General features: G+C 73.5%; 14 protein-coding genes and 1 riboswitch. Of the genes, 11 read left to right on the top strand and 3 right to left on the bottom strand.

The window, feature by feature from the left end:
• The first annotated feature begins 72 nt into the window (after positions 1-72).
• The 4 genes from AB0C01_RS14840 (at position 73) to AB0C01_RS14825 (ending at position 5,236) form a co-directional block, all read left to right on the top strand.
• On the top strand, positions 73-2,187 hold the full coding sequence (locus AB0C01_RS14840; RefSeq protein WP_357571378.1) for an AAA family ATPase: 2,115 nt from the start codon (positions 73-75) through the stop codon (positions 2,185-2,187).
• A gap of 107 nt (positions 2,188-2,294) precedes the next feature.
• Entirely contained in the window at positions 2,295-3,212 is a 918-nt protein-coding gene (locus tag AB0C01_RS14835; protein ID WP_357244830.1) for a cation diffusion facilitator family transporter, read from the top strand.
• Between the two features lie 111 nt (positions 3,213-3,323).
• A riboswitch (cyclic di-AMP (ydaO/yuaA leader) is annotated at positions 3,324-3,455 on the top strand.
• A 56-nt stretch (positions 3,456-3,511) separates the two neighbouring features.
• Positions 3,512-4,528 carry a hypothetical protein gene (locus tag AB0C01_RS14830; protein WP_357245193.1) on the top strand — a complete coding sequence of 339 codons (1,017 nt, stop codon included), beginning with the start codon at positions 3,512-3,514 and terminating at the stop codon, positions 4,526-4,528.
• A 207-nt stretch (positions 4,529-4,735) separates the two neighbouring features.
• Positions 4,736-5,236, top strand: a complete 501-nt coding sequence (locus tag AB0C01_RS14825) for a hypothetical protein (RefSeq protein WP_357571377.1) — start codon at positions 4,736-4,738, stop codon at positions 5,234-5,236.
• A gap of 168 nt (positions 5,237-5,404) precedes the next feature.
• Here AB0C01_RS14825 and AB0C01_RS14820 read toward each other — a convergent pair whose 3' ends face one another.
• Entirely contained in the window at positions 5,405-5,872 is a 468-nt protein-coding gene (locus tag AB0C01_RS14820; protein WP_357244826.1) for an SRPBCC family protein, read from the bottom strand.
• Between the two features lie 188 nt (positions 5,873-6,060).
• Between AB0C01_RS14820 and AB0C01_RS14815 the strand changes: the two genes are divergently transcribed.
• Positions 6,061-7,038, top strand: coding sequence for a PfkB family carbohydrate kinase (locus AB0C01_RS14815; protein ID WP_357244824.1), 978 nt, complete (start codon positions 6,061-6,063; stop codon positions 7,036-7,038).
• On the top strand, positions 7,035-7,862 hold the full coding sequence (locus tag AB0C01_RS14810; RefSeq protein WP_357244823.1) for a 5'/3'-nucleotidase SurE: 828 nt from the start codon (positions 7,035-7,037) through the stop codon (positions 7,860-7,862). Before AB0C01_RS14815 ends, AB0C01_RS14810 begins: the two co-directional genes overlap by 4 nt.
• Before the next feature lie 19 nt (positions 7,863-7,881).
• On the opposite strand, the gene AB0C01_RS14805 is transcribed toward AB0C01_RS14810, so the two are convergent.
• On the bottom strand, positions 7,882-8,244 hold the full coding sequence (locus tag AB0C01_RS14805; RefSeq protein ID WP_357244821.1) for an STAS domain-containing protein: 363 nt from the start codon (positions 8,242-8,244) through the stop codon (positions 7,882-7,884).
• 384 nt (positions 8,245-8,628) lie between these two features.
• Between AB0C01_RS14805 and AB0C01_RS14800 the strand changes: the two genes are divergently transcribed.
• From AB0C01_RS14800 to AB0C01_RS14780, 5 genes are all read left to right on the top strand, one after another.
• Entirely contained in the window at positions 8,629-8,769 is a 141-nt protein-coding gene (locus tag AB0C01_RS14800; protein WP_204941479.1) for a hypothetical protein, read from the top strand.
• A 140-nt stretch (positions 8,770-8,909) separates the two neighbouring features.
• Positions 8,910-9,308, top strand: coding sequence for a hypothetical protein (locus AB0C01_RS14795; RefSeq protein ID WP_357244819.1), 399 nt, complete (start codon positions 8,910-8,912; stop codon positions 9,306-9,308).
• Between the two features lie 581 nt (positions 9,309-9,889).
• A complete protein-coding gene (locus AB0C01_RS14790; protein ID WP_357571376.1) occupies positions 9,890-10,576 on the top strand; it encodes a BON domain-containing protein in 687 nt (228 codons plus the stop codon).
• A 96-nt stretch (positions 10,577-10,672) separates the two neighbouring features.
• Entirely contained in the window at positions 10,673-11,170 is a 498-nt protein-coding gene (locus AB0C01_RS14785; protein WP_357244815.1) for a redoxin domain-containing protein, read from the top strand.
• Positions 11,167-11,715, top strand: a complete 549-nt coding sequence (locus tag AB0C01_RS14780; RefSeq protein WP_357244813.1) for a DsbA family protein — start codon at positions 11,167-11,169, stop codon at positions 11,713-11,715. The genes AB0C01_RS14785 and AB0C01_RS14780 overlap by 4 nt, the downstream gene beginning before the upstream one ends.
• A 13-nt stretch (positions 11,716-11,728) precedes the next feature.
• On the opposite strand, the gene AB0C01_RS14775 is transcribed toward AB0C01_RS14780, so the two are convergent.
• Entirely contained in the window at positions 11,729-14,614 is a 2,886-nt protein-coding gene (locus AB0C01_RS14775; protein WP_357571375.1) for a LuxR C-terminal-related transcriptional regulator, read from the bottom strand.
• Positions 14,615-14,701 lie beyond the last annotated feature (87 nt).

Here is a 14,701-nt window from a genome sequence, read left to right as displayed (position 1 = left end):
CGGGGCCGTACCCTTCTGCGGTTGGCTTGCGCGGTTTCCGCCGCCTGCCGGCGACCTTCGAAGGAGCGTGTGTTGACCGACCAGACCGGCCTGGAGCAGGAGATCGCCGTCGAGCAACGACACCTCGACCGGGTGTACGCCCGACTGGCCGAACTGCGGCGCTCGGCGGTCCGCGCCGAGCGTGACGGCTACCGGATCGCCCGGGTGGGCACGTTCGGCGCGTTGGTCGAGCGCGACGCGATGGTCTTCCACGCGGCGCAGCGGCGGCACGTCCTGGACGCCGAGTACGAGGGGTTGGTCTTCGGCCGGCTGGACCTGCGGGACCGGCAGGTGCTGCACGTGGGGCGACTCGGGATCCGGGACGAGGACGCCAGCACGCTCGTCGTCGACTGGCGGGCACCCGCCGCCGCCGCCTTCTACCAGGCCACGCCGGCGCAGCCACTGGACGTGGTGCGTCGCCGCACGATCCAGTCCCGTGCCGAGCGGGTCACCCGGATCGAGGACGACCTGCTGGACCCGACCGCCGCCCCGGAGGGGATGACGGTCGTCGGCGACGGCGCCCTGCTGGCCACCCTGTCCAAGGCGACCGGCCGGGGCATGCGCGACATCGTGGCGACAATCCAGCGAGAGCAGGACGAGGCGATCCGTTCTCCCGGCTCCGGGGTGACGATCGTCGCGGGCGGCCCGGGCACCGGCAAGACCGCGGTCGCCCTGCACCGGGCGGCGTTCCTGCTCTATTCCGAGCGCAGCCGCTACGCCGGGGGCGGGATCCTGGTGGTCGGCCCGTCGGGGGTCTTCGTCGAGTACATCGCCTCGGTGCTGCCCTCGCTCGGCGAGGACACCGCCACCCTGCACTCGCTGGGCACTCTGTTTCCGGGGATGACCGCCACCCGCACCGACCCGCCCGAGGTGGCGGCGGTGAAGGGCTCGCTGCGGATGCGTCGGGTGCTGGAACGCGCGGTCCGGGACGCGGTTCCGGACGGCCCGGGTGAGCTGCGGCTGCTCTACCGGGGCACGCTGCTGCGGCTGGACCGGGCCGCACTGGACCGGATCCGGGACCGCGCGCTGCACCGCGGCGCCCGTCGCAACGAGGTGCGCCGGGCCGGCTTCGACGGGGTGTTCGCCGCGCTCTGGGCGCAGGCCCGCGAGGTGGGCGTTCGCCTGCCGGACCAGCGGACCTTCGAGGCGGAGATCGCCGACCGGGCCGAGTTCCGCGAGTTCCTCAAGGCGTGGTGGCCCCGGCTGCACCCCCGGCACGTGCTCGGCTGGCTGGCCCGGCCGGAGCGGCTGCGCCGGTACGCGGGCGGGATCCTCTCCTCCGCGGAGATCCGGCTGCTCGGCGCCGCGTACCGGAGCCTGGAATCCGACGGGTTGACCATCGCCGACATCGCGCTGCTCGACGAGTTGGACGCCCTGCTCGGCAAGCCGGCGCAGCCGGCCAAGGCCCGCCGCGACCCGTTCCAGCTCGCTGGCGGCGTACGCGAGCTGACCACCGCGAGCGAGCGGCAGCGGGCGGCCCGGGCGGCGGCCCGGGAGCGTCCGGAGGACTACCGGGACTACGCGCACGTGGTGGTGGACGAGGCACAGGACGTCTCGCCGATGCAGTGGCGGATGGTCGGACGGCGCGGCAGCCTGGCCTCCTGGACGGTGGTGGGCGACCCCGCGCAGACCGCGTGGACCGGCGATCCGGAGGAGCTGACCCGGGCCCGGGACCAGGCGCTGGGCCGGCGTAGGCGGCACGATTTCACGCTCACCACCAACTACCGCAACTCCGCGGAGATCTTCGCGGTGGCGGCGGCGGAGATCCGCCGGCTCTACCCCGACCTGCCGCTGCCGACCGCGGTGCGCTCCACCGGGGTCGATCCGGTCGAGCTGGTGGTGCCCGCGAGCGGGTTGGAGACCGCCGTCGTGAAGGCGGCCGCCGGGCTGCTGGCCGAGGTGGAGGGCACGGTCGGGGTGATCACGCCGGTCCCCCGCCGCGACGAGGTCGCCGGTTGGCTCGCCGCGCTCGACGCGCCGCGCCTCCAGGTGGTGACCAGCCTGGAGGCCAAGGGCATGGAGTACGACGGGGTCGTGCTCGTCGCCCCGAGCGAGATCCGGGCGGATCCGGGTGCGGGGGTACGCACCCTGTACGTGGCGCTCTCCCGGGCCACGCAACGGCTCACCACCATCGATCCAACCGGCTGATCCGGCGCGTCTCGCCCGGCGGACCAGCGGTCCACGCCACACTTGCATACATAGCGATGTGAGCATACATTTGACCGGGCCCCAACCGGCGGCGGAAGGTGGATCTCGTGGGCGCAGGTCATGACCACCACCATGGGTCGGTCGCCAATGCCGCACACCAGCACAGGGGTCGACTCTGGGCGGCATTCGGGCTGCTCGCCGCCCTGATGGTGGTCGAGGCGGTGACCGCCCTGCACACCGGTTCACTCGCCCTGCTCTCCGACGCCGGACACATGTTCACCGACGTGCTCGGCATCGGGATGGCGCTCGCCGCGATCACCGCGACCCGCCGGGCCACCATCGACCCCCAGCGCACCTTCGGGCTCTACCGACTCGAGGTCCTCGCCGCGCTGGCCAACGCCGTTCTGCTCTCCGGCGTCGCGATCTACGTGTTGATCACCGCGATCCGCCGCTTCGGCGACCCGCACGAGGTCGTCGCCGGCCCGATGCTCGTGGTGGCCGTGCTCGGCCTGCTCGCCAACATCGCCGCCTTCGCCCTGCTCCGCGCCGGAGCCCGGGAGAGCATCAACATCCAGGGCGCCTACCTGGAGGTGCTCGGCGACCTGCTGGGCTCACTCGGCGTGATCGGCGCGGCGCTCCTCATCTCCGTCACCGACTGGTGGTGGGCCGACCCACTGGTCGCCGTCGCCATCGGCGTGTTCATCCTGCCGCGCACCTGGCGGCTGGCACGGGCCGCCGTCCGCATCCTGGTGCAGGCCGCCCCGGAGCACCTCCAGGTGACCGCCGTGCACGACCGGCTGGCCGCGGTCCCCGGGGTGGTCGAGGTGCACGACCTGCACGTCTGGACGCTCACCTCCGGCATGGACGTGGCCTCCGCGCACCTGACCATGGCACCCGGCGCCGAGGTCGGCGCGGTGCTCACCGCAGCGCGTACCGCCCTGCACGACGACTTCCGGATCGAACACGCGACGTTGCAGATCGAGCCCGGCGCCGCCTCCGGAGCCTGCGGCTCGATCGAGTGGTGACACTTTTCTCGTGACGACGTACGCACCGTCCGTCACATCGGCTGCAGCCGCCCCACCCGCACCGGTAGGCTCGGTCCCGGCCTCCACCAGGCGGCGCCCTCCAGGCGCCGGTGGCGGCCGCCGCCTAATCGCCCAACCGGGCGAACCGGGGAACCACGTTCCTGGGGTGCATCCGCGTCAGCGGTAGGGATCTTCCGTCCCGAACCCGTCAGCTAACCCGGTCGGCGGCTGACGGAAGGACATGCGCAGTGGCACCAGCACGACCACCCGCCGCCCGACTGGCGGCCCTGATCGTCGCGATGTTCGCCCTCGGCGTCGCGATCCCGGCCGGCACCGCCTCGGCCGCTCCCCCGACCGGCCTGCGGGCCGCAGCCGCACCCGACTCCGACGAGGAGGGCGGCACCCCCTCGCTCCGCGCCCAACTCGAGGCAGCCAGCAAGGGCTACCTGGACGCGAAGCGCGCTCTGGACACCTCCGTGCAGCGGCAGCAGCAACTCGCCACCCAACTGAAGACCATCGAGGTCGAGCTGGCCCAGCGCGACGGCAAGGTCGGTCAGATCGCCGGCGTGGCGTACCGCACCGGCCGGCTCGGCGCGGTGTCGGCGCTACTCAACAGCAACAGCCCGGAGGGCTTCATGGACCGGGCCGCCGCCCTGGAGGCGGTGGCCGCCAACGAGGACCGAGTGCTGCGCGATCTGCTCGCCACCAAGGACCAGGCCAACCGCACCCGGACCGCCCTGAACGGCGAGATCACCGAACAGCGCAAGCAGGTCGCGGTGATGGCCAAGCGCAAGGACCAGGCCGAACGGGCCCTGACCGTGGCCAACACCCCCAAGCCGCAGCCCACCGCCGACAGCGGCTCCAACCGGGGCACCTCCACCGCCAACGCGAAGGCGGCACCCCGCAACTCCGACGGCTCCTGGCCATCCGAGTCGTGCAGCGTCAACGACCCCACCCCCGCCAACGGCTGCATCACCCCGCGCACCCTGCACGCGCTCAACCAGGCCAAGGCCGCCGGCTTCACCCGGTACGTCTCCTGTCACCGCCCCAGCGGCTCCGGTGAACATCCCAAGGGCCGGGCCTGCGACTTCGCCGCCCAGGCGAGCGGCTTCGGCGGCAACGCCACCGGCGGCGACAAGACGTACGGCAACAACCTGGCCGCGTACTTCATCCGCAACGCCGACCGGCTCGCCGTGCTGTACGTGATCTGGTACCGGCAGATCTGGCTGCCCAGCAGCGGGTGGAAGTCGTACAGCGGCGCGAGCGGGACCCCGTCCACCGACCACACCAACCACGTACACCTGTCGGTCTACTGACCCACCCGACGGCTCCCCCGGACCGGTCCGGGGGTGATCCACTCGCGGTCGCCGACTCCGGGGTGTCCGGACGACGGGATACCCCGGAGTCGGCGATTGTCGTGTTGATCAGGATGGTGTCGCCGGGCCGGGGTACGTCGCCGGGCGTACCCCGGATGTCGTCGGCGGTCGGACGACCCGGCGCGGGTCGGCGGGCAGCATCGCGGTATGCGTCGGATCCCACCCACCGCCCGCAAGGGGCTCCTCACCCTGCACCTGGTCACCTCGCTCGGCTGGCTCGGCGCCGACCTGGTGCTCCTCACCCTCGGCATCGCCGTGCAGCGGGGCGCCGACCCGGCGGTGGTCTACCCGGTCACGGCGCTGGTCGGCACGGTGCTGTTCGCGCCGCTGAGCGTCCTGGTCTGGCTGATCGGGGTCGCCAGCGCGCTACTCACCCCGTGGGGGCTGTGGCGCCATCGCTGGGTGCTGGCCAAGCTCGTGCTCACCACGGTGATGGTCGGGCTGGTGTTGTTCCTGCTCACGCCGAATCTGCGGCACGCCGGTGCGGTGGGCGCCACCCTCCCCGCCCGGGACCGCGTGGACCTGGTCATCGCGCCGGCGGTGTCGACGACCTTGATGATCATCGCGACGGTGCTGTCCACGTACAAGCCGTGGGGCCGACGTCCCGCCGCCCGACCCGCCCTGGCAGGCCACGGCCGCAACCCGTGACCGCGCCACCACGACCAGGCTGCCGAGATCGCGCCGCCGAGATCGCGCTAAAACCAGGATGTAGTGGCCTCCCGACGCCCGCAGGCCACTACATCCTGGATCGAGCACGATCATGAGGCGGGACGGCGGCGTGGAGGGGCCAGGCCGGGGGCGGCGGGGCGGGGGCGGTCAGGCTGGGGGTGGTGGGTCACCGGCTCGGTCGAGGGCCGGGCCGAGGCGGGCGGCGAGGGCGAGGTGAGCGGCCCGCGCCTGGCGGAACGCGTACCGGAACAGCGGCGTCGGCGCGGTCAGGGTGATCTCGACGTCGATCCGGACCAGACCCTCCGGCTCGGCGCGCAGTCGCGTGTGGTTGCGCACCGTGGTGGCGGGCCACTGGCGGGCCACCGTGACGATCTCGTCGTGCTCGCTGATCAGCACGTCCGCGTGGTACGTGGTCCGGAAGCGCAGTGGGCCGGCCACCAGCCTGTCGTTGATCGTGTAGCTGGCCCGGGCGCCGGGTCGGGGCGGCAGTTGGCGGACCTGGACGATCAGCGGATGCAGTTCGCCCTGTCGGGTCAGGTCGCTGAGCATCGCCGCGGCGTCGGCCAGCGTGCACCGGGCCTGGACGGTGTAGCTGAAGGTATCGCTGCTGAGCACTCTTCTCCCACCGTCGCGTGTCGCACGATCGTCCCGTACCGATGTCTGCCTGGCAACGCCCGACGGCCGCCGATGCCAGGGCGAACCGCGGCCGATGGGATGCCCCGCCGCCAGATGTCGCATTAGGGTCGGTTGGTGAGGAATCACCCAACCGTGCAGGAGGGCGGCATCATGAGTGGCGACGACGGATGAGCGGGCACGTGATGGTCTTCGCGCCCACCCCGCAGCTCACGGTCACCGTGGACCAGCCGAACGAGCACCCCGAGCTGCATCTGCACCCCGGCGGGCAGGGCGTCTGGCAGGCGCGGATGGCGATGTCGCTCGGTGTCGACGTGGTGCTCTGCGCCGCCCTCGGCGGCGAGATCGGTCAGGTGCTGGAGCCGCTCCTGGTCAGCGAGGGCGTGGACCTGAAGGTGGTGGTCCGTGACTCCGGCAGCGGCGGGTACGTGCACGACCGCCGGGACGGCTCGCGGCAGGAGATCGCCGACATACCGGGGCAGCCGTTGAGCCGACACGAGTTGGACGAGCTGTACAACCTGGCCCTCGGCGAGGGCCTGCGGGCCGCGGTGAGCATCCTCAGTGGGCCGAACGAGCCGTGGCTGGTCCCGGCCGATCTGTACCGGCGCTTCGCCGCCGACCTCGCCGCCAACGGCGGCCGGGTGGTGGTCGACCTCTCCGGCGACCACCTCGGCGCGGTGTTGGAGAGCGGTGTGTTCTTCCTCAAGGTGAGTCACGAGGAGCTGATCCGCGACGGCCGCGCCTGCAGCGACGACAGCCTGGAGCTGACCCGGGCCATGTACGAACTGCACGCCGCCGGCGCCGAGACGGTGGTGGTGAGCCGGGCCGAACAGCCGGCGTTGGCGCTCATCGACGGCGAGTTGTTCGAGGTCGAGATGCCCCGGTTGGAGGCCGCCGATCCGCGCGGTGCGGGCGACTCGATGACCGCCGGGGTGGCCGCCGTCGTGGCCCGGGGCGGGGACATCCGGACCGCCATCCGCACCGGCGCCGCCGCCGGCGCGATGAACGTGACCCGGCACGGTCTGGGCACCGGACGACTGGACTCGATCACCGGCCTGGTCGACCGGGTCCGGCTGGTGCCGGCGGACAGCCGACCCCAGGAGCGGACCACCCCGGACGAGTTGGCCGGCCGGGTGGTCGAACGATGACGCTGCGGGTGCTGATCACCAACGACGACGGGATTGCCGCGCCCGGCATTCAGGCACTGGCCTGGGCGGCGGCACAGCGGGGCCTGGACGTGGTGGTCGCCGCGCCGTTGGAGGAGGCGAGCGGGACCAGCGCCGCGATGAGCGCCGTGGAGCGCGACGGGAGGGTCGTCGTGAACGACCATCCGCTGCCGGACCTGGCTGGCGTGCCGGCGTACGGGGTGGGTGGCTCCCCCGGCTTCATCACCCTGATCGCGCTGCACGGCGCATTCGGCCCACCGCCGTCGGTGGTGCTCTCCGGGATCAACCGGGGTGCCAACGCGGGGCGGGCCGTGCTGCACTCCGGAACGGTGGGAGCCGCCTTCACCGCCGCCACGAACGGTTGCCGGGCGATGGCGGTCTCCCTCGACGTGCTGTCCGCGGGCGAGGCGACGGCAGCCAGCGGTGGTGCCGCGGTGGACGCCGCCGCCCGGGTACGCGACGCCGAGCGGCACTGGAGCACCGCCGCGCGGGTCGCCCTGGACCTGCTCCCCCGGTTGACCTCCGGGCCGATGGAGAGCGTGCTCAACGTGAACGCCCCGGATCTGCCGCACGGGCGGCTGCGCGGGGTGCGACGCGGCACGCTGGCCAGCTTCGGTCAGGTGCAGATGACGGTGGCCGAATCCGGCCACGGCTTCGTGCGTACCTCACTGGAGGAGCCGGGGCAGGCCGCGCAGCCCGGCACCGATGTGGCGTTGCTGGCCGCCGGGTACGCGTCGGTGACGGCCATCCGAGCAGTCACCGAGGCGACCGACATCGACCTGACCGGACTGGACGACCAGCCCTGACCGTGCTGTCTGGTGGCGCTCAGGCGCCAGGCAGCACCTCGGGGGTGGCGGCACCGGCGAAGTAGGGCTCGGGGGCACCGAACAGGCCGAGCAGACCGGTCACCCAGAGCTGCCGGTGCACGAACCGGCTCGGCTCGGTGACCACCAGCTTGACGTTGCTGACCTCGGCCGTCTGGAAGCCGGCAACCATGGCGCTGATGCCGACGGAGTCGATGAAGGTGACCAGCCTCATGTTCAGCTCGATGCGGAGCGGCCGGCCCTTGGCCAGCACCTCCGCGATCGCCTCGCGCACCTCGTACGCTGTGTCGACGTCGATCTCGCCCCGCGGGGCGATCTCCACGACTCCACCGGACAGAACAGACTTCACGATCGACAGGCTCACGCGAGCACCTCCACCCGCCCGTCCCCCGGGCGCCTCATCAGTACGCGGGCCGCGACCGAGAGTATTCCTCTGACAGCCTCGGTCGCCACCCCTCGGGATGAGCAATTCACGGATCCGGACCCACAAAGGCACCCATATCCGCACTTTTGAGTATCTGATTGCTCAAGACTTTTTGTTATTTGACCTCCGACGACCGGTCGCGACCGATGCGCCGCGGACCAGGGTAGCCGTCCCGACCCGACGCGCCCGACAACCGACCCCCGACCGGCGGCCCGCCCCGTGCCACCGGCGTGTCGCGCGCGGACACCCCCCGACCCGGGCCCACCAGTTGCCGACGCCACCTAGCATCGGGCCGGGACACCCCCCATACGGAGAGGACCTTCGATGATCAAACGACTTGCCGGTCTGGCCGGCGTCGGCGTTCTACTCGCTCTCGTACTGGCCTGCGGTTTCGGCGGTGGAGACGACGATGACGACGATGACGACGACTTCGCCCGCGGCGTCGCCGTGGTGGTGGTGCGCTGAGTCGCGGCGGCGGGCCGGAGCCGGCCGGGTTTGCGCTCGGGCGGCCCTGGGCACTGGCGGGGTAGGCGAACCGTGACGCGCTGAACAGACGCCGAAGTCCGAAGTGGCCGGCGGCTTCGGCACCCGAGGAGGTAACCACGATGTTCGGAACCAACGTGCTGGACCGCCGCAGCAAGCCGGAGCGGATTGCGGACCATGCCTGGGAGCAGCTGCTCTCTGCCGTGAACTCGGCCGGAGACAGCGTGCGGGACACCGCCCGCTCGGCCCGTCGCAACAGCGGCGACATCGCCGACGGTGCGGGTGACCTGGTGGGCTCCGCCGCCGAGGAGGCGCGACGCCGGGCCTCGCTGGCCTTCGACGCGCTCGCCGGTCGACAGCCGGCTCTGCCGTGGACGCTGCTGATCGGCGCCGCGCTTGTCGGCGCCGCCGTCGGCTGGGCCGTCGGCTCCGCCGCGCGGGCCGCCGGCAGCCGGGACGCCCACGCTGTCGACGACGTGGAGTTCGTCGACGTGGACCGACCCAACTCCCCGGCGGTCTGACCGACAGGTCCACCAGCACCAGCACGGACCCCGCTCACCCCTGGTCGGGCGGGGTCCGTCGTCGTGCCGCCGGCCGGTGCCGTACCCAATATGAAGTTGTGGGCCGGCCCGCCGGGTGCCGGACCCCTCAGGCAGCCCGGCGGACCGGTGTTCGGGCGGGGGCCGGCGGGGTGCGGACCCACCACGACGGCGGTGGCCAGCACGCAGCGGACCAGGCCCGCGAGACGTGCGGGTATCGGTGGCTTGCTCGCGGATCGAGACCGGGGGACGGAGTCGATCCGCTGGGGACGTCGTGGCCCGGGGGACGAGCACGACGACGGGGACGAGGTGGAGTTGCCCTGACTTCCACCACCCGACGCGACGGCTCCCGCAATCGAGGACTGCGATTACGGTAACCGAAAGGCGCTCGCTTTGGAAGCGCTCCCATGCATCTGCCTTCGGACACCCTGGCACTCGGAGCTGCGACTCCTCACCCACCGTGGGTGAGGACGGTTCACCCGGACCGACGGCAGGCTCGGACCCCGGCGGACCTCCGGCCGCAGCCGCCACCGGTCCGCCACCCACGCAGGGAGGAGGCCCAGATGGCGATCGCGGACATCGACCGCACCGACCAGGACATCCAGTCCGCCGTACTCGACGAGCTGACCTGGGAACCGAGGGTGCAGCCGCACGAGATCGGTGTGACCGTCGCCGAGGGCGTCGTCACGCTGACCGGCCGGGTGGACAGCTACGCCAAGAAGTGGGCCGCCGAACGGGCCGCCCACCGGGTCGCCCGGGTCCGGGCGGTCGCCAACGACCTGGCCGTGCAGCTGGCCGACGCCGCCGAACGCACCGATCCCGACCTGGCCGCCGCGGCCAGCCACGCGCTGGAATGGGACGCGTTCGTACCCATCGAGAAGCTCCAGGTCACCGTCTCGGCCGGCTGGGTGACGCTGCACGGCGACGTCGAGTGGGAATACCAGCGCCGCGCGGCAGAGCGGGCGGTGGGACGGCTCACCGGCGTACGGGGGCTGAGCAACGGCATCACCGTACGGCCCGCGACCGCACCGGACGGCCGACAGCTCGCCGATCGGATCGTCGACGCGCTCGCCCGAGCCGGAGCGACCGAGGCCGAACGGATCAGCGTGCGGGTGCACGGCGACACCGCGGTGCTCGCCGGGTTGGTGCACTCCATGCCCGAACGGGCCGAGGTCGAGCAGGTGGCCTGGTCCGCCCCGGGCATCCGGGAGGTGCAGAACCACATCGCGGTCGCCCCGGTGCTGCGCTGAGCGAGCGCGGGCGAGCGCCCGGCTGGCACTGAGCGAGCGCGAAACCACCCGGGGTGGGTGAGCCGGACTCACCCACCCCGGGAGCAGGCTGGGGGCATGAGTGATCCGAACGGGCTGATCCAGCCGGGGCGTTCCGCGCCCGGTTTCACCCTGCCGGCCACCCCGGACGGTGCCCTGACCGGGCCCGAGCAGTTCCGCGGACGACCGGTCGTGCTCGCCTTCTATCCGGCCGACTGGAGCCCGGTGTGCGGCGACCAGATGTCGCTCTACCAGTCGGCGGCACCCGTCTTCGCGCAGTACCGGGCGGTGGTGCTCGGCATCTCGGTGGACAGCATCTGGTCACACCGGGCGTTCGCGGAGAGCCGGGGCATCGAGTTCCCGCTGCTTGCCGACTTCGAGCCGAAGGGCGAGGTGGCCCGCCGCTACGGCGCGTACAACTCGCAGGGTGAGGCGGACCGCGCACTCGTGGTGCTCGACCCGGCCGGGCAGGTGACCTGGAGCTTCGTTTCGCCGCCCGACGTCAACCCGGGCGCCGACGGCATCTTCGACGCGCTCGACCAACTCGCCGCCGATCGGAAGGTGATGACCGGATGACCACGCCACTGCAGGTGACCGCCCGACTCCGGGACCCGGTCACCACCGAGGACCACGTCCGGGGGCCGGCCGACGCGGCGGTGACCGTCGTCGAGTACGGCGACTTCCAGTGCCAGTTCTGCGGTGCGGCCTACCCGAACCTGCACGAGTTGCTGCGGCAGCGGGCCGACACCGTCCGGCTGGTCTACCGCTACTTCCCCATCGCCAACGTGCACCCGTACGCCGAACGGGCCGCCGAGACGGCCGAGGCCGCCGCGGTCCGGGGCCGGTTCTGGGAGATGCACGACTGGCTCTACGAGCACCAGGACCAACTCGACCCGGTGCACCTCTCGCTCGGTGTCGAGCAGGTCGGACTGCCGCCGGACGAGCTGAACGCCGAGGTGGAGAACCGGGCGCACGCGGACCGGGTGCGCCGGGACTTCGTGGGCGGCATCCGCAGCGGGGTGAACGGCACCCCCACCCTGTTCGTCAACGGCGTCCGCCACGAGGGCGGGTACGACCTGCCCGATCTGCTGGCGGCCGTGGACGCGGCGGGCGACGCCTGACCTGTCGGCCCGCTCAGATCAGCCGCAACTCGCGCGCCCGCCGGACCGCCTCGCGCCGGCGGGTCGCGTCGAGTTTGCGGTAGATGTTGCGAACGTGGGTCTTCACCGTGTTGACCGAGAGGGACAACTCGCTGGCGATCTCCACGTTGGACAGGATGCTCTGCAGGTAGCGCAGGATGGTCAACTCCCGCTCGGTGAGCGGCTCGTCGAGCGTGCCCCTCGGCTCGGCGGCCGGCCGGGCGGTGCTCGGCCCGGCCCCGCGTACCAGGTCACTGACCAGGGTGAAGTGGGCGGTCCCCGCGTCCAGGTGCGCGGCCAGCAGGTCGCGCACCGGCGGCCCGGCGTGGGTGAAGACGCGCCGACAGCCCTGCGGCCCGGCCAGATCCAGCACCTGCTCCAGGAGCCGACCCGCCCGCCTTCCGTCCCCGGCGCGACCGGCCAGCACCGCGTCCAGCAGGCCGGCGTCCAGGCGTACCGGCAGGGGCCAGGCGGTGGCCGCCGGCGCCTGCCAGGCCGGCAGCCCGCGGCCGGCGGCAGCGGCGTCGCCGGCCAGCAGTTCCACCTTCGCCGACGCCACCGCGAGCACCGGGTCGGTGTCTACGCCGACCAGCAGGTCGCGGGCGGCGTCCAGGTCGCCGCGCTCGGCGCGCAGTTCGGCCTCGGCGGCTCGCAGCAGGCTGGTCAACTCGGCGGCGGACGGCAGGTCGACGAGCGCCTCCCGGGCCTGGACGAGCAGTCGCTGGCCGGCTGCCGGGTCGCCGGAGTCGCGGTGCAGGTGCGCCCGGCACAGCGCGGCCACCGCCGTGGCCACGGGCTCGCCCCGGACGGCGGCGAGCCGGCCGCCGCCCGCGTCCCCTGCGGAGCCGTCGACCAGGCCGCCGGCGACGCCGAGCGCCGGGCCGGCGAGGTTGAGGTTCGCGGTGGCCTCGTCGGGCTGGTCGCGCAGCAGCGCCACCTGGGCCGACGCCAGATACGCGTAGGCGCAGTCGAGTCGACAGGACCAGCCCCGACAGGGCGGCATGCCCAGCGCTTCCCGGGCCGCCTGCTCGGCCGCCCGCAGTTCACCGCGTACGGCGAGCAGCAGTGCGGCACGACTGACGCCGACCAGCTCGGTACGTGGCCGGCCCGCCTCCCGAGCGGCAGCCCGGGCCCGGACGAACCGGGCGGTCGGCAGCCCACCGCCGGCCAGCTCGACCAGCCCCAGGGCGGTGCCGGTGAACGCCCGAAGGTCGGCGTCGTCGGCGGCGCCGCTCCCGCCGGCCGTCAACGTCGCACCGCCCGGCGACGCGGCACCGCCCGGCGACGCGGCACCGCCCGGCGACGCGGCACCGCCCGACGACGCGGGGTCCGGCAGGCGGGTCGGTGTGGCGCCCGGCGGGCGGGTCCGCAGCAGCCGGGCGGCGGCGGCCCGCACCTCCACCGGGTCGTCGGCGAGCCGGGCCACCGTCAACTCCAGCGCGGTGACCAGCCGCAGGAACCGTTGCCGGCGAGGCACCGGCAGGCCCGGTGCGTGCCCGGCGGCGGCGCGCAGGTGACCGGTGGCGGCCGGGAGGTCGCCGGCGTACGCGCGTTCGGCGGCGTAGGCGAGGGCCACCTCCGGGTCGGCCCGGATCACCTCCACCGGCGGAGCGCCCGGTGCCGGGGCGTGCACGGGGTCACTGTCGTACCGGGTCAGCTCCGGCCAGTGCGCGACGAACAGGTCGCCGGCCAGGTCCCACCGGCCGGCGGTCAGCGCGTGCCGCAGCGCGTCGGCCGGCCGTCCGTCACCCGCGTACCAGTCGGCCGCCCGCACGTGCAGATCGCGCAGCTCCGGGCCGGGCAGCCGGGCCAGGTCGGCGCGGAGCAGGTCGGCGAGCAGCGGATCGCAGCGGTACCAGGGCGGACGGGTGTCCTCCCGGTGCAGCAGGCCACCCGTCCCGGCCAGGTCGGCAAGCGCCTGCCCGGCGTCGGCGCGGCCGGTCAGCGCCCCGGCCAGGTCGGCGCAGACGCTCTCGACGACGGCGGTCCGGCGCAGCAGGTCCTCCTCGGCCGCGTCGAGCGTCGCCAGCACCTCCTCACGCAGGTAGCCGGCGATCTCCGGTTGGTCGCCCCCGAACTGCCCCACCCAGCGCCCCGGGTCGGGCTGCCCGCGTACCGCCAGGGCGGCGATGCGCAGCGCGGCCGGCCAGCCCCCGGTGCGTTCGCGCAACTGGCGCACGTCGGCCGCCGGCAGGGCCGCGCCGTGCGCGGTGAGCAGGTCGGCCACCTCGTCGTCGGTGAACGCCAGCTCGTCCGGGCCGATCTCGGTCAGCTCGCCCGCGAGGCGGAGCCGGTGCAGGGGCAGATGCAGCCCGGCCCTCGCCCCGATCACCAGACGCAGCCGCTGCCCGGCGTGCCGCAGCAGGAACTCCACGCCGTGCAGCGCCGCCGGGTCGGCGACCCGGTGCAGGTCGTCCAGGATCAGCAGCACCGGCCGGTCCGCGGCGGCGAGGGTGGCGGCCAACAGTTCCAGTTGGTCGGGGCGGGGTGGCCGGTCGGGCACCGGGCCGTCCTCCGCCGACCCGGTCGCGGTCCGCAACGCCGCCGCGAGGTACGCCCAGAGCCGGTCGGCGTCGTCGCCGACCTCCACCGACACCCAGGCCGAGACCGGGCTGTCCTCGGGCGACACCGAGAGGTCACCAGAGTCGGGTACGACCGCGCCCGGCTCGACGTCGGGCGTCCCACCGTCGAGCCGGGCCCAGGTGGCGAGCAGTGTGGTCTTGCCCCAGCCGGCGGGGGCGGCGACCACGGTGACGGGTCCGGCAGCGCCCTCGTCCAGCCGGCGCAGCAGCCGGGGCCGGGCGAGCACCGGCTCCGGTGGCACGGCCGGGGTCAGCCGGGACGCCAGCAGCGGTGACTCCGCCGCGGGGTCGACGCGCACGCGACTCTGCTGTTCTGGCACCCAGCCCCACCCCCACCACGCGCTCCGCCCCCGGTCGGCGTGCGGTTACCCGGCGCGGGGCGGTTC

Origin of the sequence: Micromonospora sp. NPDC048905, assembly GCF_040649655.1 — a bacterium.
Lineage (GTDB): Bacteria > Actinomycetota > Actinomycetes > Mycobacteriales > Micromonosporaceae > Micromonospora.
This window is presented reverse-complemented; position numbering and strand designations above follow the sequence as displayed.

Excerpts from the sequence above, each read along its gene's own strand:
- AB0C01_RS14830 (WP_357245193.1), top strand. The coding sequence starts at position 3,512 with ATGTTCGCCCTCGGCGTCGCGATCCCGGCCGGCACCGCCTCGGCCGCT.
- AB0C01_RS14825 (WP_357571377.1), top strand. The coding sequence starts at position 4,736 with ATGCGTCGGATCCCACCCACCGCCCGCAAGGGGCTCCTCACCCTGCAC.
- AB0C01_RS14815 (WP_357244824.1), top strand. The coding sequence starts at position 6,061 with ATGAGCGGGCACGTGATGGTCTTCGCGCCCACCCCGCAGCTCACGGTC.
- AB0C01_RS14810 (WP_357244823.1), top strand. The coding sequence starts at position 7,035 with ATGACGCTGCGGGTGCTGATCACCAACGACGACGGGATTGCCGCGCCC.
- AB0C01_RS14800 (WP_204941479.1), top strand. The coding sequence starts at position 8,629 with ATGATCAAACGACTTGCCGGTCTGGCCGGCGTCGGCGTTCTACTCGCT.
- AB0C01_RS14795 (WP_357244819.1), top strand. The coding sequence starts at position 8,910 with ATGTTCGGAACCAACGTGCTGGACCGCCGCAGCAAGCCGGAGCGGATT.
- AB0C01_RS14790 (WP_357571376.1), top strand. The coding sequence starts at position 9,890 with ATGGCGATCGCGGACATCGACCGCACCGACCAGGACATCCAGTCCGCC.
- AB0C01_RS14785 (WP_357244815.1), top strand. The coding sequence starts at position 10,673 with ATGAGTGATCCGAACGGGCTGATCCAGCCGGGGCGTTCCGCGCCCGGT.
- AB0C01_RS14780 (WP_357244813.1), top strand. The coding sequence starts at position 11,167 with ATGACCACGCCACTGCAGGTGACCGCCCGACTCCGGGACCCGGTCACC.